Annotated in this window: 27 protein-coding genes and 1 pseudogene; 8 read left to right on the top strand and 20 right to left on the bottom strand. The window is 73.0% G+C overall.

The window, feature by feature from the left end; all coding sequences use genetic code 11:
* The first annotated feature begins 16 nt into the window (after window positions 1-16).
* Window positions 17-1261 carry a tetratricopeptide repeat protein gene (locus AC07BF_RS26995; RefSeq protein ID WP_478334033.1) on the top strand — a complete coding sequence of 415 codons (1245 nt, stop codon included), beginning with the start codon at window positions 17-19 and terminating at the stop codon, window positions 1259-1261.
* Between the two features lie 144 nt (window positions 1262-1405).
* On the opposite strand, the gene AC07BF_RS26990 is transcribed toward AC07BF_RS26995, so the two are convergent.
* The 4 genes from AC07BF_RS26990 to AC07BF_RS26975 form a co-directional block, all read right to left on the bottom strand.
* Complete coding sequence (locus tag AC07BF_RS26990; RefSeq protein WP_478334032.1) at window positions 1406-1909, bottom strand: phage terminase small subunit P27 family; 504 nt, start codon at window positions 1907-1909, stop codon at window positions 1406-1408.
* Window positions 1910-2032: 123 nt separating this feature from the next.
* Window positions 2033-2533 carry a hypothetical protein gene (locus AC07BF_RS26985; RefSeq protein ID WP_363626332.1) on the bottom strand — a complete coding sequence of 167 codons (501 nt, stop codon included), beginning with the start codon at window positions 2531-2533 and terminating at the stop codon, window positions 2033-2035.
* A gap of 1 nt (window position 2534) precedes the next feature.
* Entirely contained in the window at window positions 2535-2771 is a 237-nt protein-coding gene (locus tag AC07BF_RS26980) for a hypothetical protein (protein ID WP_478334031.1), read from the bottom strand.
* A gap of 445 nt (window positions 2772-3216) precedes the next feature.
* On the bottom strand, window positions 3217-4899 hold the full coding sequence (locus AC07BF_RS26975) for a recombinase family protein (RefSeq protein ID WP_478334030.1): 1683 nt from the start codon (window positions 4897-4899) through the stop codon (window positions 3217-3219).
* Window positions 4900-5368: 469 nt separating this feature from the next.
* On the opposite strand from AC07BF_RS26975, the gene AC07BF_RS26970 reads away from it, so the two are divergent.
* On the top strand, window positions 5369-6016 hold the full coding sequence (locus AC07BF_RS26970; RefSeq protein WP_478334029.1) for an NAD(P)-dependent oxidoreductase: 648 nt from the start codon (window positions 5369-5371) through the stop codon (window positions 6014-6016).
* A gap of 22 nt (window positions 6017-6038) precedes the next feature.
* On the opposite strand, the gene AC07BF_RS26965 is transcribed toward AC07BF_RS26970, so the two are convergent.
* Window positions 6039-6821, bottom strand: coding sequence for a dioxygenase family protein (locus tag AC07BF_RS26965; RefSeq protein ID WP_363585654.1), 783 nt, complete (start codon window positions 6819-6821; stop codon window positions 6039-6041).
* A 129-nt stretch (window positions 6822-6950) separates the two neighbouring features.
* Between AC07BF_RS26965 and AC07BF_RS26960 the strand changes: the two genes are divergently transcribed.
* Window positions 6951-7418: a MarR family winged helix-turn-helix transcriptional regulator gene (locus AC07BF_RS26960; RefSeq protein ID WP_063350998.1), complete on the top strand. Its 468-nt coding sequence runs from the start codon at window positions 6951-6953 to the stop codon at window positions 7416-7418.
* Window positions 7419-7499: 81 nt separating this feature from the next.
* On the opposite strand, the gene AC07BF_RS26955 is transcribed toward AC07BF_RS26960, so the two are convergent.
* Entirely contained in the window at window positions 7500-9095 is a 1596-nt protein-coding gene (locus AC07BF_RS26955; RefSeq protein ID WP_363585653.1) for a PucR family transcriptional regulator, read from the bottom strand.
* Window positions 9096-9509: 414 nt separating this feature from the next.
* On the opposite strand from AC07BF_RS26955, the gene AC07BF_RS26950 reads away from it, so the two are divergent.
* Both AC07BF_RS26950 and AC07BF_RS26945 read left to right on the top strand, forming a co-directional pair.
* Window positions 9510-9962, top strand: coding sequence for a molybdopterin-dependent oxidoreductase (locus tag AC07BF_RS26950; RefSeq protein WP_363585652.1), 453 nt, complete (start codon window positions 9510-9512; stop codon window positions 9960-9962).
* Between the two features lie 158 nt (window positions 9963-10120).
* The gene (locus tag AC07BF_RS26945; protein WP_363585651.1) at window positions 10121-10633 is read left to right on the top strand and encodes a GNAT family N-acetyltransferase; all 513 of its coding nucleotides are present in this window, start codon (window positions 10121-10123) and stop codon (window positions 10631-10633) included.
* Window positions 10634-10703: 70 nt separating this feature from the next.
* Here the strand turns inward: AC07BF_RS26945 and AC07BF_RS26940 are convergent, their stop codons facing one another.
* Together AC07BF_RS26940 and AC07BF_RS26935 are read right to left on the bottom strand one after the other, a co-directional pair.
* On the bottom strand, window positions 10704-11750 hold the full coding sequence (locus AC07BF_RS26940) for a LacI family DNA-binding transcriptional regulator (protein ID WP_363585650.1): 1047 nt from the start codon (window positions 11748-11750) through the stop codon (window positions 10704-10706).
* Between the two features lie 66 nt (window positions 11751-11816).
* Window positions 11817-12683 (bottom strand): MurR/RpiR family transcriptional regulator, encoded by an 867-nt coding sequence (locus AC07BF_RS26935; protein WP_363585649.1) that lies wholly within the window; start codon window positions 12681-12683, stop codon window positions 11817-11819.
* A 74-nt stretch (window positions 12684-12757) separates the two neighbouring features.
* Between AC07BF_RS26935 and AC07BF_RS26930 the strand changes: the two genes are divergently transcribed.
* A complete protein-coding gene (locus AC07BF_RS26930) occupies window positions 12758-13615 on the top strand; it encodes a DMT family transporter (protein WP_363585648.1) in 858 nt (285 codons plus the stop codon).
* A gap of 61 nt (window positions 13616-13676) precedes the next feature.
* Here the strand turns inward: AC07BF_RS26930 and AC07BF_RS26925 are convergent, their stop codons facing one another.
* The 9 genes and pseudogenes from AC07BF_RS26925 to AC07BF_RS26885 all read right to left on the bottom strand — a co-directional run bounded on the left by AC07BF_RS26925 (window position 13677) and on the right by AC07BF_RS26885 (window position 21215).
* A complete protein-coding gene (locus tag AC07BF_RS26925) occupies window positions 13677-14438 on the bottom strand; it encodes a GNAT family N-acetyltransferase (RefSeq protein WP_363585647.1) in 762 nt (253 codons plus the stop codon).
* Between the two features lie 73 nt (window positions 14439-14511).
* Entirely contained in the window at window positions 14512-15606 is a 1095-nt protein-coding gene (locus AC07BF_RS26920; protein ID WP_363585646.1) for a WD40/YVTN/BNR-like repeat-containing protein, read from the bottom strand.
* Between the two features lie 203 nt (window positions 15607-15809).
* Complete coding sequence (locus AC07BF_RS26915) at window positions 15810-17252, bottom strand: dihydrolipoyl dehydrogenase family protein (RefSeq protein ID WP_478334028.1); 1443 nt, start codon at window positions 17250-17252, stop codon at window positions 15810-15812.
* Window positions 17249-17467: a hypothetical protein gene (locus AC07BF_RS26910; RefSeq protein ID WP_363585644.1), complete on the bottom strand. Its 219-nt coding sequence runs from the start codon at window positions 17465-17467 to the stop codon at window positions 17249-17251. Before AC07BF_RS26910 ends, AC07BF_RS26915 begins: the two co-directional genes overlap by 4 nt.
* A 157-nt stretch (window positions 17468-17624) precedes the next feature.
* Entirely contained in the window at window positions 17625-18359 is a 735-nt protein-coding gene (locus AC07BF_RS26905) for an alpha/beta hydrolase (RefSeq protein WP_363585643.1), read from the bottom strand.
* 162 nt (window positions 18360-18521) lie between these two features.
* Window positions 18522-18923 (bottom strand): annotated as a pseudogene (locus tag AC07BF_RS26900) (thioredoxin family protein); the annotation flags it as partial.
* A gap of 114 nt (window positions 18924-19037) precedes the next feature.
* Window positions 19038-19778 (bottom strand): hypothetical protein, encoded by a 741-nt coding sequence (locus AC07BF_RS26895; RefSeq protein WP_363585642.1) that lies wholly within the window; start codon window positions 19776-19778, stop codon window positions 19038-19040.
* Between the two features lie 85 nt (window positions 19779-19863).
* Window positions 19864-20376 (bottom strand): DUF1990 family protein, encoded by a 513-nt coding sequence (locus AC07BF_RS26890; protein ID WP_363585641.1) that lies wholly within the window; start codon window positions 20374-20376, stop codon window positions 19864-19866.
* Entirely contained in the window at window positions 20373-21215 is an 843-nt protein-coding gene (locus AC07BF_RS26885; protein WP_363585640.1) for a YndJ family protein, read from the bottom strand. The genes AC07BF_RS26890 and AC07BF_RS26885 overlap by 4 nt, the downstream gene beginning before the upstream one ends.
* 155 nt (window positions 21216-21370) lie before the next feature.
* Between AC07BF_RS26885 and AC07BF_RS26880 the strand changes: the two genes are divergently transcribed.
* Together AC07BF_RS26880 and AC07BF_RS26875 are read left to right on the top strand one after the other, a co-directional pair.
* Window positions 21371-21640, top strand: coding sequence for a DUF1876 domain-containing protein (locus tag AC07BF_RS26880; RefSeq protein ID WP_063346968.1), 270 nt, complete (start codon window positions 21371-21373; stop codon window positions 21638-21640).
* Window positions 21637-21840 (top strand): hypothetical protein, encoded by a 204-nt coding sequence (locus tag AC07BF_RS26875; protein ID WP_363585639.1) that lies wholly within the window; start codon window positions 21637-21639, stop codon window positions 21838-21840. Before AC07BF_RS26880 ends, AC07BF_RS26875 begins: the two co-directional genes overlap by 4 nt.
* Window positions 21841-21945: 105 nt before the next feature.
* On the opposite strand, the gene AC07BF_RS26870 is transcribed toward AC07BF_RS26875, so the two are convergent.
* From AC07BF_RS26870 to AC07BF_RS26860, 3 genes are all read right to left on the bottom strand, one after another.
* Window positions 21946-22386: a PPOX class F420-dependent oxidoreductase gene (locus tag AC07BF_RS26870; protein ID WP_363585638.1), complete on the bottom strand. Its 441-nt coding sequence runs from the start codon at window positions 22384-22386 to the stop codon at window positions 21946-21948.
* A gap of 36 nt (window positions 22387-22422) precedes the next feature.
* Window positions 22423-24033 (bottom strand): cytochrome bc1 complex cytochrome b subunit, encoded by a 1611-nt coding sequence (qcrB, locus tag AC07BF_RS26865; protein WP_363585637.1) that lies wholly within the window; start codon window positions 24031-24033, stop codon window positions 22423-22425.
* A gap of 266 nt (window positions 24034-24299) precedes the next feature.
* Window positions 24300-24461, bottom strand: a complete 162-nt coding sequence (locus AC07BF_RS26860) for a hypothetical protein (RefSeq protein ID WP_478334027.1) — start codon at window positions 24459-24461, stop codon at window positions 24300-24302.
* Window positions 24462-24592 lie beyond the last annotated feature (131 nt).

The raw sequence follows: 24592 nt of genomic DNA, 5'->3' as shown, positions 1-24592 counted from the left end.
GAACGAGGAGGGTCCGGTGCTCCAGCACCTCATCACACAAGACGCCGGCCTGCGGATGATCCCGACCGACCGTGACAAGTTGACCACGGCGATTGGCCAACTCCAGGACGATCTAAGGGCTTTGCCCGAGGAAGCCGACCCCGCTCGCACCCGGACCCTGTCCAGGTGGATCGGCATCGGGCAGATGTGCTTGGGCCGCCATCAGGAGGCCCTTACGTTCCTGCGGCAGTCGCTCGACTTGGCCGCAGCGAGCGGCAACACCCGAGCGGTCGTCGCCACCAGCCTCAACCTCGGCGACGCCCACCGCTACGCCGGTGACATGAGGGCAGCGGACGCGCTCTACCGCAGCGCCCTGGGGACCGCGCGGAGCCACAACCCAGAGCTGGTGGACTTCGCGCTCCAGCACACCGGTAAGTACCTGATGGAGCGCGGTGACCTCGCGGGTGCTGAGGCTCATCTCCGGGAAGCGCTGCGGCTGCGGATCGCCAAGGGCGACACCGAGCTGATCGGCTCCACACAGGCAGCACTCTCGCGGGTGGAACTGCTGATCGACCGCGCCGCCGCACCGGGATCGGACGACACCGCGCCTCGCCAGTGGAACGGCCGGTGGACCACGTGGCTCCAGGCCCACACCACCGCCCGCAGCCCGGACCGGTGGGCGGAGGACTTCCCCGCCATCCGGGGCGCCGTGCGCGGGCTGACCGCGCATCAGCGAGTCCACCCGCGACACCTGCGCGACCAGCCGTTCCCGGCTGAGCTGATCACCGCGATGGCGCAGGAGGCGGAGGAGGCCCTGACCACCAACGGCTACCTTCACAACGGCAAGTGGAACGCGGCCGTGGGCGACGCCGCGAACCGGTTCACCGGGCAAGTCGATCTCGCCGCAGTCGTCACGGAATCCACCGGCCTGGAAGTCGAGCAGCCGCACAACGGCGTCTACATCGCCTACCTGGAGGAGGGGCAGTTCCTCGACTTCCACGTTGACGAGTTCGGGTTCGGCGAAGCCAACCTGATCCTCTGTCTCAAGCACGAGCGTTCCGCTGCGGCTCCCACCGTGAGCGCTACCGTCTTCATCGGCGCCGACGGCTACCGTGCATGCGATCTCGCAGCGGGCGAATGCGTCGTGTTCGATGGTGCGATCACCCCGCACGGAAGGACGCCTCTCGGCGCCGGAGAACGCGTGACCCTCATCAGCTTCGGATTCCGTGCCCGTGATGCGGCCAAGCGTTCAGCCGCTCACCTCCCGGCGGCCCCGCACTGAGCACAGCGGGCACCCGCGCTTCGCGCTGACTGCGACGCGATTCGCCAAACGCAGAAAGGCCCCGCCCTGACCCCGCAGAGAGGGGACAGGACGGGGCCCTTGCGATTCCGACAATTGATCAAGTCGCATGGATTGATGGGGCGTTCAATCCCAGATGTCGGAGTCGTCGTCCGGCTGGGGCGGCGCTATGGCCACGCGAGCACTCGGCGACAATCCCAACTCTCGAATATAGCGCGCAAGTTGGGAGCGGTACTGTGCCGCGATGGTGGCGGCGCCGTTCTTCACCGTGCCACGCTCGGCCGTGACCATGAGTCCGCGTTCGGACAGGTCGCGCTCGGCCTGGTCGATACGGGCCACACAGACGCACAGATCCTTGACGGTCGAGTGGTCCACCTCACCGAGTCCGGCGGCCACTTCGAGAATCGGCACAACACGCTGCCACTCAGCCGAAGCCATTTCCCGACAGCGGATATTGGCTGCCTGGATCTCGGCGGCCGGCGATTCCTTGAACACGTCTCGCCAGTCGGGCTCGGCGAGAACAGCTCGCGGGACAATCACCCCCTCTCTGATCTCGGCCTTGGACGGGTTTCCCTCGCGCGCCCGTATTGCCGCTGGCTTGGGTCGATATCGGTCAGCCATGGTCTCCATTCTTGCCTTCCTTGGTGGCGTCCGGGGCTTCCAAGAACGGCCACAGCCCCGGCGCGCTTTCTTCCCCTCCCTGTCGATCACCCTCGGGTACGGAGGGGAGTACCCCCCTGAGCGGCGGGTCGCTCAGTCGCCCTGTGCGGCCACGTAATCCTCACGCTGGGCAACGAGAGTCTGATTGAATTCTTCGGCAAGCTTTGCCGATTCCTTCTCAAGCCGATCAACGATTTCATCGAGCATCTGCGCCGCGTAATACCGCTGCTCGGGCACGGTGACGGCCTCACCGATGGTCCGCTGTGCGCGCTGTGCTTCATCCATGACGTGCCCTCGCTTGTATCGGGCGGCCCGGTACTCGACATACGCCGCGAACCAGGGCTCCGCCGACAGCGCGTCATAGAACCGCTGACGGGCTTCATCGCCGGAGTTCGCTGCCTCGCTGGCTCGCTCCGGCCAGTTCCTGGCGAAGTCGCGGCTGTACTCGATCTCTCGTTCCGCTCGGCGCGCCTTCTCGGCGTCCTCGGCGGCGCGCAACTGTGCCTCGGCATCGGCCAGCGGGCCGGAAACCTTATCGATCTGTGCGCGCAGCTTGGCGACCCGCTCGGCGGCCTTCTCGATCTCGGCGCTCATATCAGTTGCCACCCTTCGTGGTGTCGTGCCCGAACTGGGCCGCAATCTTCTTCGCGTTCTCGTAGTAGCCGAGGGAAATGCGGACAGTGGTGCTCATGCGGTCGTACGCCTCGGGGTTCGAGTCGCGCATTGCGGCCAGCTTCTCCATGCGCTCGTCTCGCTGCCACTCGGCAGCACGGGCCGCATCCTTGTCCCGGGGGCCGTCAAGGTAGCCAGTTCGGTGCAGGGTGTCGCTCATAGTGTTCTCCGTCATTCACAGACCGCAGGGTGTTGCGGCCTCTGTAGGTAGTGGGGAGCGGACCTTGCCGGACCCCTTGCGGTGCCGACGGCGAGGCTGTTCCGGGATGAGTAGGGACCGGGCCTTGCCGGACCCCCGAACGGGACTTCCCCGGTAGGAGTGGGGAGCGGACCTTGCCCGCCCTCTCCCCTGTAGTAGATGGGGAGCACTGGTTTCCGGCTAAGGGTGGCGAGGTGGCGAGAGTGGTCCTGTTTCTGTTTTTTCTTAGTTTTTTCTATGTGTTCAAAAAAATAGGGAAGAACCACCACCTCATCACCGCTCTTGCCGCTGTCGGCCGGTCCGGTGCCGGCGAACCCCGAGGCCGCAGGCGCCCGTCTGCGGACACAAGAGAGCTCCGGCCGACCACGGGGGGCCGACCAGGGCCGTACGGGGCTCTATGGGGCCTTTACGCGGCTGCGGGCAGCATCTCGGCCCTGGCCTCGGACTCAAGGTCGAGAGCGACCGCCAACAGTTCCTCGGCGGCCGGGTCGAGTTCCCCGGACATGGTGAAGTCCACGCGCCGGGTGTCGAGCTTGCGCCACCCGCCACGGGTGCCCCGGCGGACGTTCAGGCGGACTCCGGCGTCAACGAGCATGCCGCGCCGCTTGGCCGTGTCGGCGGTCTTCCAGTCGTCTGCGAAGGTGCGCCCGGTCGCTGTGGTGATGCGCTGCGGCTCGGTCTTCTCGCGGGACTCCAGCTCGGCTATACGGCTGTCCAGCGCATCGTGTCGCTTCTGCCATTCCTGCGCGGCGTGCTTGGACTTCTGCTGTCCCTGGATTTTCAGGTGCGCGGTGAACTCGGCCACGGTCGCGTTCAACTCCGGCTCGGGGTCGTAGCCGGGGACCACCACGGTGGTCCTGGTCTGGATTCCTCCGACCAGGCGCAGGAACTCGGCTGTCACGTACTCGTCTGCCCAGTCTCCCCGGATGTTCGCGGGCGCTTCGCACTTGTCGCCCCGGGCGTGGTAATTGCACTTGTACGTGGGCTGCTTGCCGTCCTGCTTGTTGAGGTACATGCGTCCGCCGCACGAATCGCAGTGGATGACCCGCAGCAACAGCGCTTCCGTATCGGACCGCTCGCCGTTGTTGATGCTGCGTTCGTCCAGGACGGCGCCGATCTGGTCGAACTCCTCGCGCGTCAGAATCGGCGTCTCGCTGCACATAACCGGGTTGCCCTTGTCGTCCCGCACGGGAACGCCGTTGTGCATCTTCCAGCCCAACAACACCTCGTTGCGGAGCATCCGGGTAATGACTGCCGGGGTCCACTGGAACGACTCCCGCACGACGTGCGAGCCCTTCGTTCCGCCGGTCTTGCCGCCCCGCTCGCGGCCCATCCTGTCGGCCCAGTAGTCCCGGGGACTGAGAACACCATCGGCATTCAGCCCCGCAGCGATGGCGGACACCGTGGCGTCCTCCAGCAGCTCACGGACGATGCGCTCGATGACCGCCACGGCGTCCGGATCGGGCACCAGGGTCCAGCCCTTGCCGCCGAACTCCTCGGGCATCGGGGCGGGCATGTAGCCGTACGGCGGACGGCCACCACCACGCCAGCGAAGCGGCATCTTGCGCATGGCGGCCTGCGCCCCGCTGACGCGGTCGCTGATGGACTGCGACTCGAACTGTGCGGCGAAAGCCAGCATGAACAGTTGGAGTTCCGCCATGGGGTCCATGGGGTTGCGGAAGTCGAACACCTGCCGACCCCCGCCCAGACCCTCGGCGAAGATGAGCACCTTCCGGTGCTCGCGTGCCCAGTTGGCGAGGGCGTACATGTGCCCCATGGACCGGATGGCGCGATCGAACCTCCAGAAGCACAAAGCGTCGTAGGCGTCCGGGTCGTTCAACCAGCGCACAAGCTGCGGGCGCTCCCACGGGGACGTCTTGGACGCGCTGACGTCAAGGTCCACCGCTTCGCGCAGCCCGTCACCCTCGCCGAAGGTGACCCGCAGTTCTGCGCCTACGTGGTCGCACGCTTCGCGCTGACGCTCGGGGCTGGTGGTCTCGTCCGTCAGGACGGACAGTCGGATGCACCGGACGCCCCGAAGGGTCTCGGTGAACACGGTGCCGGACAGTGGATTGCGAGCATCTTCCATGCTCTGTGTGGGGAGCAAGGGTTGCCCGCCGGGGAGCGTGGCCGATGTACCTTCCATGCCCACTGTGAAGGGCGAAGGTTGCCCGCTGCCCCGCTCCGAGCCCCTGACCAGCGCAGATGCCGCTGCCATCTCTCACACTCCAGAACATCCAGTTCTGTGTGTCGGGAGACCCCGAGGGCAACGAGCTGTGCGTCGAGCGCAGCCAGGCCGAGCGCATCGCCACCGGCAACGCCTGAGCCAACGCCTGAGCCAACGTTCGGGCCACCGCCTGGGCCACCGCCTGAACGAACGGCCGCCGAGTCCACGAGGACCCGGCGGCCGTTCGTTTCGCCCCGCCCGGTGCACCCGTCACACGACAGGCCGATGTCTCGGGCCGTCGCAGTAGAACCGTCCGATAATCGAACCTGGCTGATGCCACGTCGCGGCGATTTTCCCCGACCCCGCCACCCGAGAGACAGGCAGGTACCCCATGGCCAGGATCGCCGTGATCGGCGCCAACGGCACCATCGGCAGCGCCGTCGTCGCGGAGGCGGCCGCGCGCGGGCACGAAGTCACCGCGGTGGTCCGCGACCCGGACCACTACCGGGGTGAGGCGGCCTTCGTCGAACGCGCGGACGTCCTGGATCGGGCCCAGGTGGCCCGGGTGGCGGCCGGCCAGGACGTCCTGGTGAGCGCGGTCGGCGGCGGCGACGGCCCGGGCCACCTGGCGCTGATCGAGCCGGCCGCGCGGTCGCTGGTGGAGGGCCTGCGCTCGCTCGGCGACGCCGCACCCCGGCTGATCGCGGTCGGTGGCGCGGGCAGCCTGGAGACCGCGCCAGGGGTGCGGGTCTGGGACGCGCCGGGACTGCCGGAGCCGGTGCTGGAGATCATGCACGCGCACGGCGCGGCGCTGGACTACTACCGGGCGGTCTCCGACGTCCGCTGGACGGTGCTCAGCCCGGCCGCCGAGATCGGCCCGGGGGAGCGGACCGGCCGCTACCGGACGGGCCTGGAGCAGCTGCTCACGGATGCTGCCGGGCGCAGCCGGATCTCGGTGCCGGACTACGCGGTCGCCCTGGTCGACGAGGCCGAGCAGCCCGAGCACATCGGCGAGCGCTTCACCTGCTGCGCGCTGTGACTCTCGGTTACGGCGAGCCCGGTCAGCCCAGCTGGATCGACCGCTTGGCGAGCCCCATCCAGAACCCGTCGATGACGCTGCGCTGGCTGCCGAGGTCGGCCTCACCGGCGCCGAGGGTGACGAAGAGCGGGGCGAAGTGCTCGGTGCGCGGGTGGGCGAGCCGCCCGGCGGGGGCCTTGCGCTCGAAGTCGAGCAGCGCGTCCAGGTCATGGGCGTCCAGGGCGCGCCGGCCCCAGTCGTCGAACTCGGCCATCACCGAGCTGATCCGGCCGTCGTTGCTGAGCGCCCGCAGGTTGTGGGTGAAGAAGCCGCTGCCGACGATCAGCACGCCCTCGTCGCGCAGCGGGGCGAGCCGGCGGCCGATCTCCAGCAGTCGCTGCGGGTCGAGCGTGGGCATGGAGATCTGGAGGACGGGGATGTCGGCCTCCTGGAACATCTCCACCAGCGGGACGTACGCGCCGTGGTCGAGGCCGCGGTCGGGGATGTCCTGGACGGGCGTGCCGGGGGCGCGCAGCAGCTTGCGGACGCGGTCGGCGAGCGCCGGTGCGCCGGGAGCGGCGTACTGGACCTGGTAGTAGTGCTCGGGGAAGCCCCAGAAGTCGTACACCAGCGGCACGGTGGTGACGGCGCCGAGGGCGAGCGGTGCCTCCTCCCAGTGGGCGGAGACCATCAGGACGGCCTTGGGCCGGGGCAGGTCGGCGGACCAGGCGGCCAGTTCGCCGGGCCAGACCGGGTCGTCGGCGAGCGGCGGCGCGCCGTGCGAGAGGTACAGGGCGGGCATACGCTCGGGGGCCGCGGTGCTCATGGCGTCCTCCTCCTGGGTCGAACGGAACGGGTGGCTCAGAAGAGTAGTTCAAATTTGAACCTCTACTCGCTGACCGTACACCTTCGTTCGAATTTGAACAACAGGAGTAGACTTCACCACATGTCCACACTGAACGAACCCCGCTGGCTGGACCAGGACGAGATGGCTGCCTGGCGGGGCTTCGTCGTCGCGAGCAACCTGCTCAACCGCCGACTGGAGCGCCAGCTCAAGGAGGACTCCGGCCTCTCGCACCAGCAGTACGAGATCCTGGTGCACCTGTCCGCGGCCCCGGCCCACGCGCTGCGGATGACCGAACTCGCCGACAAGCTGGTCACCTCCAAGAGCGGCCTCACCTACCAGGTCACCCAGCTGGAGCGGATGGGCCTGGTCGCCCGCCGCTCCTGTCCCAGCGACGTGCGCGGCGTCATCGCCGAACTCACCGACCAGGGGCGGGAGTCGCTGCGGCAGGCCGCACCCGGGCACGTCGCCCTGGTCCGCGAGCTGCTGATCGACGTGCTCACCCGCGAGCAGCTGGCCGTGCTCGCCGAAAGCCTCGGCGAGGTCAGTGCCCGGCTGCGCCTCGACGACACACCCTGAATTCCTGAAGCCCCGAGCCCCTCAGTCGGTCCCCCCCCGCGCCGCTCCCCGCAGCAGCAACTGCCGCTCCCGTTCGGCGATCTACCGAGCCGGAGCCGGAGCCGGAGCCTGAGCCCGGGCCCGGGCCGGCTGCGGGGCGCAGAGCAGGGCGGTCCGCAGGTCGAGCCGGTCCCGCAGCCTGGCCAGGCTGCGGCCGGTCAGCTCCTCGATCCGGCGGATCCGGTAGTGCACGGTGTTGACGTGGATGCACAGCGCCTCGGCCGTCCGCGCCCACGAGCCGTCGTGGTCCAGGAAGACCGCCAGGGTGCCCAGCAGCGAGACGCTGTTCTCCCGGTCGTGGGCGGCCAGCGGGGCCAGCAGCCGGACGTGGAAGGCGGCCGTCACCTCCGGCGGGATGCCGCGCAGCAGTCCGTCCAGCGAGTCCAGTTCGGCGGCGCTGCCGACCGGGCCGGCCGAGCCCTCCAGGACGTAGCGGGCCTGCACCAGCGCCGCCCGCAGTGCGGCGGGGGCGGGCGGGGCGGCCGGGCCGACGCCGACCCGCAGGGTGCGCCGGCCGGTCAGCCGGCTCTGCAGCGCGGGCCGGGCCCGGCGCAGCCGTTCGGCGACCTGCTCGACCGGCGCGGCGACCAGCGCGGCGGACCGCCCGTCGCGGTCGGTCCCGGCGGCGTACGGCGCGCCGAGCGAGTGCAGTGCCTCGGCCAGTGCGTGCGCCGCCCAGGCGGCGGGCGGGCCGTCGCCCGGCGCGGCACCCGCCTCGCCCGCCCGGCCGCCGTCGATCCGCGCGGTGACCGCCACCAGCGACTCGGCCCCGCCCAGCCCGCAGGCGGCGAGCGGCTCGGTGAGCCCGGCCTCCCCGGCGAGCGCGTCCAGTAGCCGCCCGGCGGCCCGGCGCCGCGCGCTCGCGTCGGCGTGGGCACGGGCGGCGAGCGGGGCGAGCAGTTCGGCCAGGGACTGGAGCGCCGGTTCGGCCGCCGCCGAGCGCAGGTGCGGGCGCAGCCGCCAACCGTCGAACGGCGAGCCGTCCTGAGGCCCGACGGGCAGCCCGGTGTCGCCGCGCCCGGCGGGCGGGACGGATGCGGCGGTGGTAGGTGCGGCATTGGCGGGTGCGGGTGCGGGTGCGGCGGTGGCGGCGACGGCCCGGCCGCCGGCGGTGGTGATCGAGCAGTCCGGTACCCCGAGCCGGCCGACCGCGTGGGCCAGCACCTCGCCGGCCCCGGCGTCCGCGTGCAGCAGGTCGAGCAGCTCGTGCCGGACGGTCTCCGGGATTGCCGCGGTGTCCTGGGCGCCGGCCCGCAGGTCCCCCCAGAGCCGCAGGTGGACGCGGTCGGTGACGGCGCGGAAGCTGACTCCGGCGGGCACCGTCAGCAGCGGGATGCCGTGGGTGCGACAGGCGTCGGCGAGGCCGTCCGGGACGCTGCCGTGGGTGCCCTCGCCGGCCAGCAGCGCCGCCACGCCCGCGCTGCGCAGGGCGGTGGCGAAGCGCAGCGCGCCGGAGGCGTCGGCGGGCCGCCACCAGACCAGGCCGGTGAGGACGAGTTCGCCGGGCTGGAGGTAGCGGGCCGGGTCCTGGAGGTCGGTGGAGCTGAGCCCGGTGACCGGGCGGTCGAGCAGGTCCGGGGTGCCCCAGGCCAGGCGGATGTCCAGGTCGTCGAGGTGCAGCAGGTCGCCGACGATCATCTCTCGCTCATCTCGCTCTCGCCCTTGTGTGCCGCGCCCGGCTGTGCCTCGCAAGTGCAAGGTTCAGGTGCTCGTGGGCATCGTAAATGCAAGTCATGCGGCAGTGATTCTTCTTGTCGGATCATCCAGCGTGGGCCCCTCGGCGGGTGTGCGGAACCAGTCGTCCACCCGATTGCGGTGCTGCTTCCAGCGGTTTCCGCCGGCTTCGATCGGCTTCCGCCGGTGCGGGGCGCGTCGAGCCGTCTCCTCGGACATGCCCGCCCGTGCCATCGCAGCTGCTGGCGGTAAGCGGCTTCACCCATCGCAGATACCGCTGAAATCATCCTTTCGGTGCCGCAGCTGCGAATGCCCGGGCCCTCCCTCGGGTAACCCCCTCCCGGGTCGCGGCGGCGCGGCCCGGGAGGAGGGAGCGCCATGACCCCGTCGAGCCCCACCGTCCGGTTGCACGGCCACTTCGACCGGCCCGCCGAGCTGTCGGTCGACCAGCTGCGTGCCCTCCCCGCGCACCGCGTCGAGGTCAGCTTCGACTGCCTGGCCGAGGGCGAGCAGCGGCACGACTACGAGGGGCCCGCGCTCTGGGACGTGCTGCGCGCGGCCCGGCCCCGGATCGACTTCTCCGGCCGCAAGCAGCGGCTGCGCTTCCTGCTGTCGGTCAGCGGCGCGGACGGCCACCGGGCCGTCGTCTCCTGGGCCGAGATCGACCCCGACTTCGGTGGCCAGCGGATCCTGCTGGCCACCAGCATGGACGGCGCCCCGCTGGACGCCGCCGGCCCGCAGCTCGTCGTCCCCGACGACCACTGCGGCGCCCGCTACGTCAGCGGGGTCACGGCCGTGTGGCTCGGCCCGCTGGGTGAACCGGCGGCCTGAGCCCCGGCCGCGGGCGGGCCTTGTCCCCGCCCCGGGGCCCGCTCTCGCCGAGTGCTCCGCGGTGGAGCATCGTCGCTGCTCGGAGGGGGTGCGGGCGATCGCGGGGAATACCGGAAAACAGCTCGCCGGATGCCTGTTTCCGTGCCAACATGCCCCATATGGGGACGATTCTGCACGGCACCCTGGTGACCCTCCGCACCGCCGACACCGACGACATCCCGGCGCTCGCGGCCATCCGCGGCACGCCCGAGGTGTTCGCCCGCTGGCGGGGCGGTGACGACCTCGCCGACGCCGTCGCCAGCGACCTGGAGGAGCCCGACACCGAGACCCTCGCCGTCGAGGTGGGCGGGAAGATCGTCGGCGCCATCCAGTGGTACGCCAACAACGACGACGAGTACCGGCACGCCGGCATCGACATCTACCTCGACCCGGAGGTCCACGGCGTCGGCCTCGGCACCGACGCCGTCCGCACGCTGGCCCGCCACCTCGTCGACCACCACCACTACCACCGGCTGATCATCGACCCGGCGGCCGACAACACGGCCGCGATCCGCTGCTACGCGAAGGTCGGCTTCCGCTCCGTCGGCACCATGCGCCAGTACGAGCGCGGCCCGGACGGCACCTGGCACGACAACCTGCTGATGGACCTCCTCGCGGACGAACTCCGCTGACCGGTGCGCCCGCGCGGTGGTGGGCGGCCCGGCAGCGGCTCGACCGAACCGGAGCGCGCGTGACGCGGAGTCAGATCACGGCTGCGCCCGCGGTCGCCCGCTCCGGCGCCGGGCACCCGCAGGTGCGTCGCAGCACCAGCCGGGCCGGGAAGGTCCGCGCGCCGGTGGAGCGCCGCTCGGCCCCGCCGAGGACCAGGTCCACCGCGGCGCGGGCCATCTCGTCCTGCGCGGTCGCGACGGTGGTCAGCGCCGGGCCGGCGATCACCGCCTCGGCGATGTCGTCGAAACCGGCCACCGCGAGCTGCTCCGGCACCCGGATGCCCAGGTCGTCGGCGGCCCGCAGCAGGCCGATCGCCTGGTCGTCGGTCGTGCAGAACACGGCGGACGGCCGGTCGGGCCGGGCCAGCAGGGCGAGCGCCTCGGCGTGCGCCCGGACGCGGTCGAACGGCGCCGGCACCAGCCGCCCCTCGGTCGCCAGCCCGGCCTCGGCCAGCGCGGCGGCCCAGCCGGCCGTCCGCCCGGTGACCGGGTCGTGCGGGCTGAGCGCGAGGGTGCCGCCGAAGCAGTGCACCTCGGCGTGGCCGTGCCCGAGCAGGTGCCGGACCACCTCGCGGGCGCCGCCCTCGTCGTCCGCCACCACCGCGACGCCGTCGGCGGTCTCCGCCCGGTGGTGCAGCAGCACGACCGAGGTGCCGTCACCCACGTCGAAGCCGGTGAGCCCGGGGGTGGCCGGGTCCTGGGTGACCAGGATCAGCCCGTCGACCTGCATGCCGAGGAACGCGCGGATGTAGTGCGCCTCGCGCTCGTCCACGTAGTCGGAGTTGCCGATCAGCAGGAGCCGGCCGTGGTCGGCGGCGGCCTGCTCGACGGCGTGCGCGAGCCCGGCGAAGAACGGCTGGCGGGCGTCCGGCACGACCATGCCGAGCAGGTTGGTCCGCCGCCGTGCCATCGCCTGGGCGACCCGGTTGGGGCGGTAGCCGAGCTCCTCGACCGCCGCGAGCACCCGCGCCCGGGTCGCGGGCGCCACCGGCCGCGGCCCGTCGTTGATCACATAACTCACGACCGCCGTGGACGTCCCCGCCACCCGCGCCACATCGTCCCGTGTCACCCTCGCCATGCCCGCGAGCCTACACAGCGCCTCCGACGGCTCCGGGCTGCCGTCGCCGCCGGACGCCCGCCGCGGTCAGTACGTGTGGTCCGCGGTGATGTCCGCCGAGAGGCCGAGGGCCTGTTCGGCGGGTCGCCCGCGCAGCGCCAGCAGGGTCTGGGCCAGCGCGTCGACGGCGGCCAGGTGGGCGAGCCGGCTGGCCGTGGTCTCCAGGCCGAAGACCAGGTCCTGCCCGCCCGCGACCAGGGTGTGGGTGGCCGTCTCGGTGAGCGGTGAGCGGGCGTAGCTGGTGAGCGCGACCACGGCCGCCCCGGCCGCCCGGGCCCGGCGCGCGGCGTCGATCACCAGCGGGGTGGCGCCGCCGTGGCTGACCGCGAAGCAGACGCCGCCGGGCGGGAGCTGGGCGGCGGCCAGCTGGGCGGTGAGCGGGTCGGCGGGGGCGTCGACGCGCAGGCCGAGCGCGCGCAGCCGGTAGGCGAGGTCGAGTACCACCGCGCCGGACAGTCCGGAGCCGACCAGTACCACCTGGCCGGCGCCGGCCAGCACCTCGGCGGCCGCCCGCAGGTCGTCGGCGGTGAGCGTGGCGGTGATCCCGTCCAGGGCCGCGCGGGCGGCCCGCAGGGTGTCGGCGAGGGCCCGGGCGGCCGGGTCGCGCGCGTCGTCGGCGGGGGCCGGGGCCGTGGCGGGGGAGTGCCGGGCGGCGGCGATCTTCAGCTCCTGGTAGCCGCGGAAGCCGAGCCGCTGGCAGGCCCGGACCACGGAGGAGGGGGCGGTGCCGGCCAGTGCGGCGACGTCGCTGACGCTCAGGTGCACCAGGCCGGCGCCCCGGTCGAGCACCACCTCGGCCACCCGCGCCTCGGCGCCGCGCAGGTCGCCGAGCCGGGCCCGGATCCGCGCGGCGAGCTGGGACTCCAGGGGCGTCATGTCGGAATGTCCTTCCATGGCGCTAGGGTAGCGTGGAATTCGGTTCCAGGCCGTGCCGGATCGCCGGAAGGCCGTCGGAGGGGAGCTTCGCCATGTCCGAGATCGTGCCGGCCGTGCCGGTGGCCGTGCTCGCCGCGGCCGTGCTGCACGCTGTCTGGAACGGCCTGGCCCACCGGATCGCGGACAAGCTGGTCGGCTTCGCGCTGATCAACCTGACCTACACCGCGTGCGCGCTCGTCCTGGTGCTGCTCAACCCGCTGCCGGCGGCCTCGTCCTGGCCGTACCTGCTGGCCTCGGTCGCCGTCCAGACGACGTCGACGGTCCTGCTGCTACGCGCCTACCAGCTGGGCGACTTCGGGCAGATGTACCCGATCGCGCGCGGCTCGGCGCCGCTGCTGGTGGCCCTGCTGTCGGCCACCGTGCTCGGTCAGCACCCGGGCGCGGGCGAGCTGCTGGGCGTGGTGGTGATCTCCTGCGGCCTGATCGGGCTGGCCTTCGCCAAGGGCGTCCCGGGGCGGGCGCAACTGCCCGCGCTCGGGGCCGCCGCCGGGACGGGCGTGATGATCGCCGTCTACACGGTGCTGGACGGCAGCGGCGTCCGGCACGCCGGGACGGTCGGCGGCTATGTGGCCTGGTTGTTCCTGTTGCAGGGGCCGACGCTCGCGCTGATCGCCTGGGCCCGGCGCGGCCGTTCGCTGCTGACCGGGGTCGGCAAGGTGGTGCCGGTGGGGATCGCGGGAGGCGTGCTCTCGCTGACGGCCTACGGCCTGGTGGTGTGGGCGCAGTCCCGGGGGGACTTGGCGACGATCGCGGCGCTGCGCGAGACGAGCATCGTGATCGCCGCCCTGATCGCCACCGTGGTGTTCCGCGAGCGGCTCGGCCGTCTGCGGCTGAGCGCCAGCCTCACCGTGTTGGCCGGGATAGCCGTCCTGGAGCTGGCCCGGCCGTAGGCCCTGTCCGGCCGATCGCGGGCCGATCCCCCGAGACCGGCCGGACAGGGCCCGGTGGCCGTCAGCCCTTCTCCGGCACGATCACGGTCAGCGCGGTGCTCAGCAGCTCGAAGCCCAGGGACTCGTAGAGCCGGCGGGCCGGGTTGCCGTCGGTGACGGCCAACTGCACCTCGACGAGCCCGCGTTCGGCGGCGTCGGCGAGGGCGCGGCGCAGCAGGTCCGCGCCGAGGCCCCGGTAGCCGAGCTCCGGGTGCCGGAAGACGTCGGCGATCCACGGCAGGCCGCCGCGGTCGGTGAGGACGATCCCGGCCACCACCCGGTCCTGCGCGTCCACGGCGAGCAGGCTGGACGGCAGCACCGGCCCGATGACCTCGCCGGCGAGCAGCGGGGCGATCCGTTCCGCCAACGCCTGCCGGTCGTCGCCCGCGAAGTGGTCCGGGTGCCCCGGGGCGAACGCGGCCCGCCAGGCCTCGAACAGGTCCTCGGGCGCGCGGTCGCAGGGCACGGCCCGCAGGCCGCCGCGCAGCGGGGCCCCGGTCCAGTCGGCGGGCGGCGGGTCGGCGACCAGGTCGCGCCGCATGGCGTGGGCGTGCCGGAGCACGGTGGCGCCGTGCTCCAGCAGGGCGAGGCCGAATTCGGGCGTCCCGGAGACCACCCACCCGGCCATCTCGGTGCGCACGAACTCCACCGGGTCGATGCCGCCGGTCTCGTCCACCACCTCCAGCAGGTCGGCCCAGGGCCGGCCCTCCCGCTCGCCCGGGAGGTAGCGCACCACCGGTACGCCCTCGCCGTTACGCCCGATCATCAAATCCGTCTCGGTCACACCAAGCCCCATTCGTACGGTCGTTCGTCCGCTGTCATGGTCGACGAGAGCGCTCCCGGGGGCAACCGAATTGTCAGGCCACCACCGCGGCGCGGACGCAGAGCACGTCCGGCAGGTGGGAAGTCAGCAACGACCAGCTCTCGCCCTCGTCATGGCTGCCGTAGACGTCGCCGGTCCGGTTGCCGAAGTAGATCCCGGCCGGTTCGGCGTCGTCGGTGCGCAGCGCGTCGCGCAGCACGATGCCGTAGTGGTCGTCGCCGGGCAGGCCGTCGGCGAGCGGCTGCCAGTTGGTGCCGCCGTCGGTGGTGCGGAAGACCCGGCAACGGCGGTCGGGCGGGATGCGGTCGTCCGCGCCGCCGAGCGGGAACAGGTAGGCGGTGTCGCCCCGGCGCGGGTGGGCGGCGACGGCGAAGCCGAACGCGGCGGGCAGTCCGTCGGCGACGGAGCGCCAGCTCGCGCCCCAGTCGTCGCTGCGGTAGACACCGCCGTGGTTCTGCAGGTACAGCCGGTCGGGGTCGACGGGGTCGGGGGCGATCTTGTGCACGCACTGGCCGAACTCGGGGTACTGGCCCTCCTCCGGGAGGAACTCGGCGCGCAGACCGGTGTTGGCGGGCTCCCAGCTGTCGCCGCCGTCCTTGCTGCGGTAGACGCCGCCGGTGGAGACGGCGACCAGCAGCCGCTGCGGGTCGCGGGGGTCGGTGACGACGGTGTGCAGGCCCTGGCCGCCGTAGCCGGCGCCCCAGTCGGTCCGGTGCGGGTGGTTCCAGAGCGACTCGACCAGGCGGAAGGTCTCGCCGCCGTCCTCGGAGCGGAACAGCGCGGCGGGCTCGGTGCCCGCGTAGACGACGCCGGGGGCCTCCGGGCCGGCCGGCTGGAGCTGCCAGACCCTGGTGAGCGAGGCGCCGGTGGCTTCGGGGAAGCGGATCGCCGGCCGCGGCGGCTCGTACCAGGTGGCGCCGAGGTCGTCGGAGCGCCAGACGGAAGGCCCCCAGTGGCTGCTGTCGGCGCCGACCAGCAACCGGGTGCGGCCGTCGCGGCGGTCGATGGAGACGGAGTAGATCGCGTTCATCCGGAAGTGCGGCCCGCTGAACTCCCAGTCCAGCCGGTCGCGGCTGCGGCCGAGAAAGAGGCCCTTCTCGGTTCCGACGGCCAACAGCACTTCGGTCATGCCCCACACCACCTGGTGACGAGTACGGCCCCCCGGGACGGCCCCCGGCGCCCAGTGTCCCGCCGTCCACCGGTGGCCACATCTCGCCGCGCCCGATCACCCGGAAGGCCCGCTCACCAGGAAGGCCCGTGCGTCCGGCTCACCCGTGCGTCCGGCTCACCCGTGCGTCCGGCTCACCCGTGCGTCCGGCTCACCCGCCCGGCTCACCCCCGGCAGCCCTCCAGCAGCCGCAGCCACACCTCGCTGATCGTCGGGTAGGAGGGCACGGCGTGCCAGAGCCGGTCGATCGGCACCTCGCCGACCACGGCGACGGTCGCCGAGTGCAGCAGTTCGGCGACCCCGGGGCCGACCAGGCAGGCGCCGACCAGCACCTCGCGGTCCAGGTCGAAGACCACCCGGGCCCGGCCGCGGTAGTGGTCGCCGTACAGCGAGGCCCCGGCGACGGCGCCGAAGTCGTGGTCGACGGCCTTGACCCGCAGACCGGCCCCTTCGGCCGCCGCCAGGGTCAGTCCGACGGCGGCGACCTCCGGATGGGTGAACACGACCTGCGGCGCGCCCGCGCTGTCGGCCGACGCGGCGTGCGCGCCCCAGCGGGAGGTGTCCAGCGCACGCCCCTGGGCGCGGGCCACGATCGCCGCGCCCGTGATCCGGGCCTGGTACTTGCCCTGGTGGGTGAGCAGCGCCCGGTGGTTGACGTCCCCGGCGGCGTACAGCCACTCGCCGTCGACGCCGAGCACGGTGCAGCTGTCGTCCACCTCCAGCCAGCCGCCCGGCTTCAGCCCGACCTGCTCCAACCCGACGTCGGCGGTGCGCGGGGCCCGTCCGGTCGCGTACAGCACCTCGTCCACGGTCAGCCGCTCGCCGCCACCGAGCGTCAGGACCACCGGCCCGGCGCCGTCCGCCCGCTCCAGCGCGGTGGCCTCCGTCCCGAACCGGAGGTCCACCCCGGCCTCGCGCAGGCCCTCCGCGACCAGCTCGCCCGCGAACGGCTCCATCCGCGGCAGCAGGTGGTCGCCGCGCACCAGCAGCACCACCTCGGAGCCGAGCGCCCGCCAGGCGGTCGAGAGCTCCACCCCGACCACGCCGCCGCCGACCACCGCCAGCCGCCCGGGCACGGCCGGAGCGGCGGTCGCCTCCCGGTTGGTCCACGGGTGGGCCTCCGCAAGCCCCGGCACGCCCGTGGGCAGCACGGGACGGCTGCCGGTGCACACGGCGACGGCGTGCCGGGCGGTGAGCACCCGTTCGGTGCCGTCCTCGGCCTCCACGGTGACGGTCCGCACGCCCGCCAGCCGGCCGTGGCCGCGCACCAGCTCGATGCCGGCGTCCCGCAGCCACTGCACCTGGCCGTCGTCGTTCCAGTGCGAGGTGAAGGAGTCCCGCCGGGCCAGCACCGCGGCCGGGTCCAGCCGCCTGCCGCCGACCGCCTCCCGGGAGCCGGCCACCGCGCGGGCGTCGGCCAGCGCGGCCACCGGGCGCAGCAGCGCCTTGCTCGGCATGCAGGCCCAGTACGAGCACTCGCCGCCGACCAGTTCGGCCTCAACGACGACCGTGCGCAGCCCGGCGGAGGCCGTCCGGTCGGCGACGTTCTCACCGGTCGGGCCGCCCCCCAGGACGATGACGTCGTACTCCTCGGCGCTGCTGGTCATACCCGGTCCTCCGTGGTGTCGATGGCCACCCCGGCCCGCAGGGCCAGGGTGACGGGCGTGTGGTCGCGGACGTCGAGCAGCCGGGCGCGCCGGGCGTCGGCCGGCGCGCCGGTGAGGGAGACCTTCCGGGAGGTCGGCCCGCGGCTGCCGTTCGTCTCGTACCCGAGCCTGACCCGAACGGCCTCCGGCGGCCACTTCTCGCGCTCCGCGTGCATCCGCAGGGACTCGCCTTCCCGTGGGATCCGGCCCCCGGCCGGACGGGCGCCGGGCCGCGTGCCCGGCGCCGTGCCCATCCTGCGACGCCGGCGGGGCTTCGCGCAGTCGAACCCGTCGACGGGCCCGAGCCGAGGGCGGGTGGGAGCCGAGGGCGGGTCAGAGCGCCGCGAGCTCGGCCAGCACCGCCGCCGTGTCGGCCGGGCGGGAGAACATCGGCCAGTGCCCGGTGGGCAGTTCGCGCAGCTCCCAGTTCGGCCCGTCGAGCCCGGCGAACCACGGGTGCCCGGCCGTGATCATCGCCTGCACCTGGGCGAGCGGGAAGGAACAGGTCACCAGCGCCTGCGGCAGCGCGGCCGAGGCGCCCGTCAGCCGCAGCCGGTCCCGGTACGCCCCGGCCGGGTGCGGGGTGGCCCGCTCGCGGATCCGGGCGAGCGCGGCCTCGTCCAGGCCCTCCACGTCGGCGCCGTCGGCGGCGAGGTCGGCCCAGGAGGGCATCGGGAGGCGGCCGTCGACCACCGAGGCATCGGCCGCCGCACGGTGGTCGGGCTGCCAGAGGTCGTACAGCGAACCGCCGTCGATCATCGGGCCGCTGTCCAGGTAGACCACCCGGCGGATCCGCTCCGGCATCCGGTCCGCGATACCGCCGGCCGGGGCGCAGGCACCGCTGTGCGCGACCAGCACCACCTCCCAAAGGTCCTCGCGGACCAGCAGGTCGGCCAGCGCGGCGATGTGCTCCGCCAGCCCGATCGGCTCGGCCTCGCCCGCGCGCTCCGCCAGCCCGGGCAGGGTCACGGGGCGGACGGTGTGCCCGGCGGCGCGCAGCGGCGCGGCGACCTCGTCCCAGGCCCAGGCGCCGAGCCAGAAACCGGGGACCAGTACGAACGTGCTCATGGTGGGTCGCTCCTCGCGGTCGGGCGGGATCTCCGTCGCGGACGACTCTAGGACCGACCCCGGCCGGACTTCGTCCGGATTTCCGAGCGGCCGGGCCCGGGGAGCATGACTCCCCGGGCCCTCGGACGAACGGACGCCCGGACGCCCGGGCGCCCGGGCGGGTCAGGCCTGGCCCCCGGCCGCCTGCTCCTGCGCCACCTTGCGCTTCACCTCGGCCATGTCCAGCTTCCTGGCCTGGCCGATCAGGTCCTCGAACACCGACTCCGGCAGCGCACCGGCCTGCGAGAAGACGAGCACGCCCTCACGGATGATCGCCAGCGTGGGGATCGACTGGATCCCGAACGCGGCGGCCAGCTCCACCTGCGCCTCGGTGTCCACCTTGGCGAAGACGAGGTCCGTGTGGCGCTCGGCCGCCTTCTCGTACACCGGGGCGAACTGGCGGCACGGCCCGCACCACCCGGCCCAGAAGTCGATGAGGACGAAGTCCTGGCCCTCCGGACCAGGGACGATGTCGTCGAAGTTCTCCTTGGTCAGCTCGACCGTGCTGCTCATCTCGCGATTCCTTCCCTTCCGGAGGCGGCGCTACCGATCACGTGCTCGCGACAACCGCGCGCCCCGACGGGGTATTCCGCGGCCGCGCGCCGGTGGCCGCCTCTGCCGGCAGCTGCCCGCGCCGGTTCAGCGCCCGGGCGCCACACACCGTGCGGAGCGGAAACCCCACGGGCGGGAGACCTCGTACACCGCCAGCCGCTCGACCCGGGCCGGCCCCTGCACGCCGGGCCAGCGCGGGTTCGGCGTGCCGTCGCCGATCAGGTGCTGCCGTTGCCAGATGCGGTTCCAGCCGACCCGCAGGGCGGGCTCGAAGCTGTGCCACCGTCCGCAGGGGCACGGCTGTCGCACCCAGGCGCAGGTCCGGCAGAGTTCGGCCAGGCCGTGGCCGGTCGAGCGCGACAGCACCGGCTCCTCGTCCCCGCAGGCCGGGCAGCCGGGCAGTTCGGCGCCGTCCAGCAGCGCGTTCTGCCGACGGACGTAGTCGGGCAGCCGCAGCGGCGGGTGGAGGAAGGGGTCCGCCCGCCAGGCCGCGTCCGGTGCGCCCCACCAGGGGCGGTTCCACCACACCGGCTCGGGCGGTTGCCGCCGCCCGGCCCGCTTCTCCGCCCGGCGCCGCGCCGCGTACTCCTGCGCCCCGGCCAGCCACAGGACCCGTGCCTCGTGCAGTTCCTCCACGGCCCGCACCAGCGAGTCCGGGTCGGCCTCCAGCAGCCGGGGCATCCGGGCGCTGAGCGTGAGGTGGTGGTAGGTGGCCCGGAAGCCGTACGGCGCGAAGCAGGTCAGGCAGGTCCGCAGGGCGTTGAACCGGCGGCGCGCCGGCAGCCGCTCGTCGTGCACCCGGGCCCGGTGGGTCAGGAAGCTGGTCACGGCTGCCCCGCGGCGACATCGAGGGCCGACTGTGTGCGCATCACCGGGTGATCATGTCGGACGGCCCGCCCGTCGGGCCAAGGCGTTACCCCGCGTCCGCCGCGATCCGGGCCAGGACCCGGCCGCAGCGCCGGGCGAAGGCCCGTTGCGCGAGCGGCAGCAGCGGCCCCGCCAGCCGGGCGTACCGGGCGACCGGACGGCTGAAGGCGGTCACGCTGAACCAGACCGCCCCGTCCGCCTCCAGTTCGACCAGGAACGTCTCCTCGCCGCGGGCCAGATGGCCGGCCCGGGTGCCGTAGGTGAAGCCGTACCGGTCCGGGCCGTCGACGGTGGCCAGCACCCGGTTGGGGGCGCCGGCCCGGAGCGGGCCGACGCCGATCGCGCAGTGCACGGCGACGCCGGGGGCGGCCCGGTCCGCGTCGGCGTCGATCCGCACGCCGGCCAGCCGGTGCATCCGCCAGCCGAGCAGGGCGGCCCCGGCCACCTCCAGGGCGGGGCGGCCCCGGCCGACGAGCGCCCGGTGGCGCAGGTGGCGGTACCCGCCGGGCAGGTGGCCGGTGGCGCTGGCGCCCTGCTCCGGGTAGCTGAGGTCGGTCATCGGTGGTCCTCCGCGGTGGTGATCCGGCGCCAGGCGAGCAGCGAGCAGAGCGCGAAGCCGAGCGCGTTGCCGACGCCGTGGGTGGCGGCCATCCAGGCCAGGGTGGGGTGGGGGAGCCCGGACGCCTGGCCGAGGGCCCACCACAGGGCGAGCAGCATGGTGAGGGCGAGGACGGCCGAGGAGGCGGTGAGCAGCCGGGCGGTGACCGGGTCGGCGGCGCGCGGCCGCAGGTCGCGCCAGGTGACCAGGCCGACCAGCCACATCCCGGTGGTGAGCACGCTGGCCCCGGCGAACTGGACCCAGGTGCCGAGGAAGTACCCGGCGAGCACCAGCAGCGTCCCGGCCGGCACGCTGAGCGCGGCGCAGCGGGCGGCGCCGGAACCCGCCGGGGTGCTGCGGCAGACCAGCCCGGCGACGAGGGCGGCGGTGAATCCGGCGTAGTGGAAGTGCGGGACGGTCAGCGCCAGGACGTGTGGTTCGAAGTCGAACAGCGGGTAGCCGGAGCGCTCGGCGACCAGGGCGGTGCCGGCCACCGCCGGGGCGGCGAGCGCGGTGAGGACGGCGAGTTCGGCGGGCGCGAGCGAGCGGGTCCGGCGCAGCCGCAGCGGTGCGTGGAGGGCGACGGCCAGGGTGCCGAGCGCGTAGAGGGCGGCGCTGCCGGTGGCGAGGCCGCCGCGCGGGAGCCAGAGCGAGAGCGCGCCGGGGACGGCGGCGAGCGGCCAGAGCCGGCGGACGCGGGCGAGGCCGGGTTCGCCGATCAGGGCGAGGCCGAGCGGGACGACGGCGCCCATACCGAGCAGGACCAGCAGGTTCACCAGCTCCGTCGTGCCCTTGCCCATGCCGGAAGCGCCTCCTTGAACGCGTTCAAATCTTGGTCGTCGACGACTCTACGCCGCAGAGTTGAACGCGTTCAACTCGCCCCCGGTCCGCCTGCCCTGGTGTTCACGGTGGGTGCGGCGCACTCTGGAGGAGTAACCGATGGAGGTGATCCGCCATGCAGACTCTGGTCGGTTGGCACATCGAGATGGAGTTCCGCGAGGACGGCCCGCGCACGACCGCCGCGGCCATGCTGCGGCTGCGCGACGGCAGGGAACTACGGGCCCACGGCTACAGCAGCCGCCACCCCTCGGACCCGGAACAGCTGCGGGTCGGCGAGGAGATCGCGGGGGCCAGAGCCCTCAACGACCTGGCCTCGCAGCTGCTCACCAAGGCCCACGGCGAGATCCAGGAGGTCAGCCCGGTCCCGACCCACCCGTTGACGTGAGCGCCCCGCACCCGGACGGCGGCCACGCCGGCGGCCGGGAGCACCGTCCGCGCATCCCGCTGATCTGCCCGCGCTGCGGGCACGAACAGCAGGTCGTGCCCGGCGGCCCCGACCGGGCGGTCAGGGTCGTGCACGTGGCGACGGGCCGGGAGGCGTGCGAACCCGGGGACCTGGCGAAGGCGCCGGACGACGGGCCCTGACAGCGCTCCCCGGCAGCGCGAACGCTTCACCACGCGAACGGCGCCGGGGGCCGGGCCGGTCCGTGCCCGGTCCTGCCCCCGGCGCCATCAGGTGGCCCGACGGGGTCAGTTGACGCAGTACGTCGTCGGCAGCTGCCACTCGGGCCCGACCAGCCGCTGCTCCAGCTCGTTGAGCGTGATCCGGATGCCGACCGTCCCGGCCAGTCCGACCCGGAACCGGCTGCGGGCCAGGGCGATCAGCGCCGTCAGGCCGTACTTGTTGATCAGCGAGGTGCGGTAGCGGGCGGTGTCGTCCGGGTCGCAGAGCCGTGCGCGGGCCGGCACCGGCCGCCCGGTCGGGCGCCCGTGGGAGTCGCACGGGCCGACCAGCACCCGGGGGTGGCGCCGGATCCGTTCGGCCTCGCCGGAGTGGGCCGGGGTCCAGACGCCGAGCGCCGTGCCGTCGGGCACCACCCAGATCTGCGAGTCCTGGCGGGTGCCGTCCTCGCCGAAGGTGGTGAGCAGGAGGTATCTGTTGTCGGCGAGCTGGTCGGATCGGTCGTGCATCTGTCCTCCCTCTGGCGTGGGGACCGGGGTCGTGGGTCAGTGCCCGTGGCCCTCGGTGATCTCGCGGTACTCCTCGGCGGTGGGCTTGACGATCCGGGCGTGTTCGCCGTGGAATCCGCGGGACAGCCGGGCGCGGGTGCGGGTGAGCACGTCCGCGCTCCGGGCGACTCCATTCTCGTCGACGGGGGCCGGCAGTTCGAGGGGGCGGGGCTGCTCGTGTGCGGTGAGCCGGTGCAGTTCGGCGGGCGCGAGCCCGGCGTGCACCTCGGTGAACTCGCCGTGCGGCAGGCGCTTGACGACGCCGGTCTCGCGTCCGTGCAGCACCTTGTCGCGGTCGCGGCGCTGGAGGCCGAGGCACCAGCGCTTGGTGATGACGAAGACGGCCACCGGGACGGCGAAGAAGCCGATCCGCACCGCGTAGGTGATGGTGTCGAGCGACAGGTGCAGATGGGTGGCGATGAGGTCGTTGCCGCCGCCGGCCAGCATCGCCAGGTAGAGGCTGATCCAGGCGGCGCCGAGCGCGGTGCGGACGGGCGCGTTGCGCGGCCGGTCCAGCAGGTGGTGTTCACGCTTGTCGTCGGTCACCCAGCTCTCGATGAACGGGTGGACCGCGATCGCGCCGAGGATCACCGGGAACAGCGTGAACGGGATCAGCACGCCGAGGTTGAGGGTGTGCCCCCAGAGCCCGACCTCCCAGCCGGGCATCACCCGGATCAGGCCCTCGGCGAAGCCCATGTACCAGTCGGGCTGGGCGTCGGTGGAGACCTGGTCGGGGCGGTACGGGCCGTACGCCCAGATCGGGTTGATGGTGGCGACGGCGGACATCAGCGCGACGATGCCGAAGACCAGGAAGAAGAACCCGCCGGCCTTGGCCAGGTAGACCGGCATCAGCGGCATGCCGACGACGTTCTTCTCGGTCCTCCCGGGCCCGGCCCACTGGGTGTGCTTGTGGTGGAAGACCAGGATCAGGTGCGCCACCAGCAGGCCGAGCATGATGCCGGGCACGAGCAGCACGTGGACGGTGAAGAACCGCGGGATGATGTCGTGCCCGGGGAACTCGCCGCCGAACAGGAACATCTGGAGGTAGGTGCCGACCAGCGGGATGGCCAGCAGCACGCCCTCGATGAACCGGATGCCGGTGCCGGAGAGCAGGTCGTCCGGGAGCGAGTAGCCGAAGAAGCCGTCCAGCATGCCGAGGAAGAGCAGCAGGAAGCCGAAGACCCAGTTGACCTCGCGCGGCTTGCGGAACGCGCCGGTGAAGAAGACCCGCATCATGTGCACGAACATGGCCGCGACGAAGACCACGGCGGCCCAGTGGTGGATCTGCCGGATCAGCAGCCCGCCGCGGACCTCGAAGCTGATGTCCACCGTCGAGGCGTAGGCCTGCGACATGGGCACGCCCTTGAGCGGCACGTACGAGCCGTCGTAGATCACCTCGCCCATGGAGGGCTTGAAGAACAGGGTCAGCCAGACGCCGGTCAGGATGATGATCAGGAAGGTGTACAGGCAGATCTCGCCCAGCATGAAGGACCAGTGGTCCGGGAAGATCTTGCGCAGGTTGGCCCTGGCCAGGGTGTGGATCCCCAGCCGGCCGTCCGCCCAGTCGACGGCCCGCCGCCCCCGTCCTGGGTTCTGATTCCGGGTCATGTGCACGCACCTCGGTCGGAAGGAAGTGGGGATAGTTCCCCGCTTCTCGCTGGGGCCACCATAATCGGGGAGCGGTCCCCACTTCTACCCGGGGTCGCTGTGATCCAGACCCCGAATGGCCGACCCCGGAACCGTCGACCCCGGAACCGTCGACCCCGGAACCGTCGACCCCGGAACCGTCGACCCGGAACGGCGAGCGGCCCGCCCGGAGCCCCAGGAAGGGGACACCGGACGGGCCGCGTACGCACCCGAGCAACCCGCAGGCGTCAGTGCACCAGCACCGGCACCTCGTCGTTCTTCGCCGCACCGGCACCCGACGCCGACGCCGCGTCCGGGCGACCGGCGTTCACGAGGGTGAAGGCGATCGCGGAGGCCGCCACCAGGATCCCGAAGGACACCCAGATCGCGGTCGTGAAGCCGTGCACCATGCCCTGGAACTGCAGGGTCTGGGCGGCGGCCGGCGACGGGGGGGGGGGGGGGGGGGGGGGGGGGGGGGGGGGGAGGGGGGGGGGGGGGGGGGGGGGGGGGGTGTGGGGGGGGGGGGGGGGGGGGAGGGGGA

The sequence above is a fragment of the Kitasatospora sp. NPDC043950 genome, from assembly GCF_056435345.1.
Note: the sequence above shows the minus strand (reverse complement) of the source record. Positions and strands in the feature narration are given on the sequence as shown.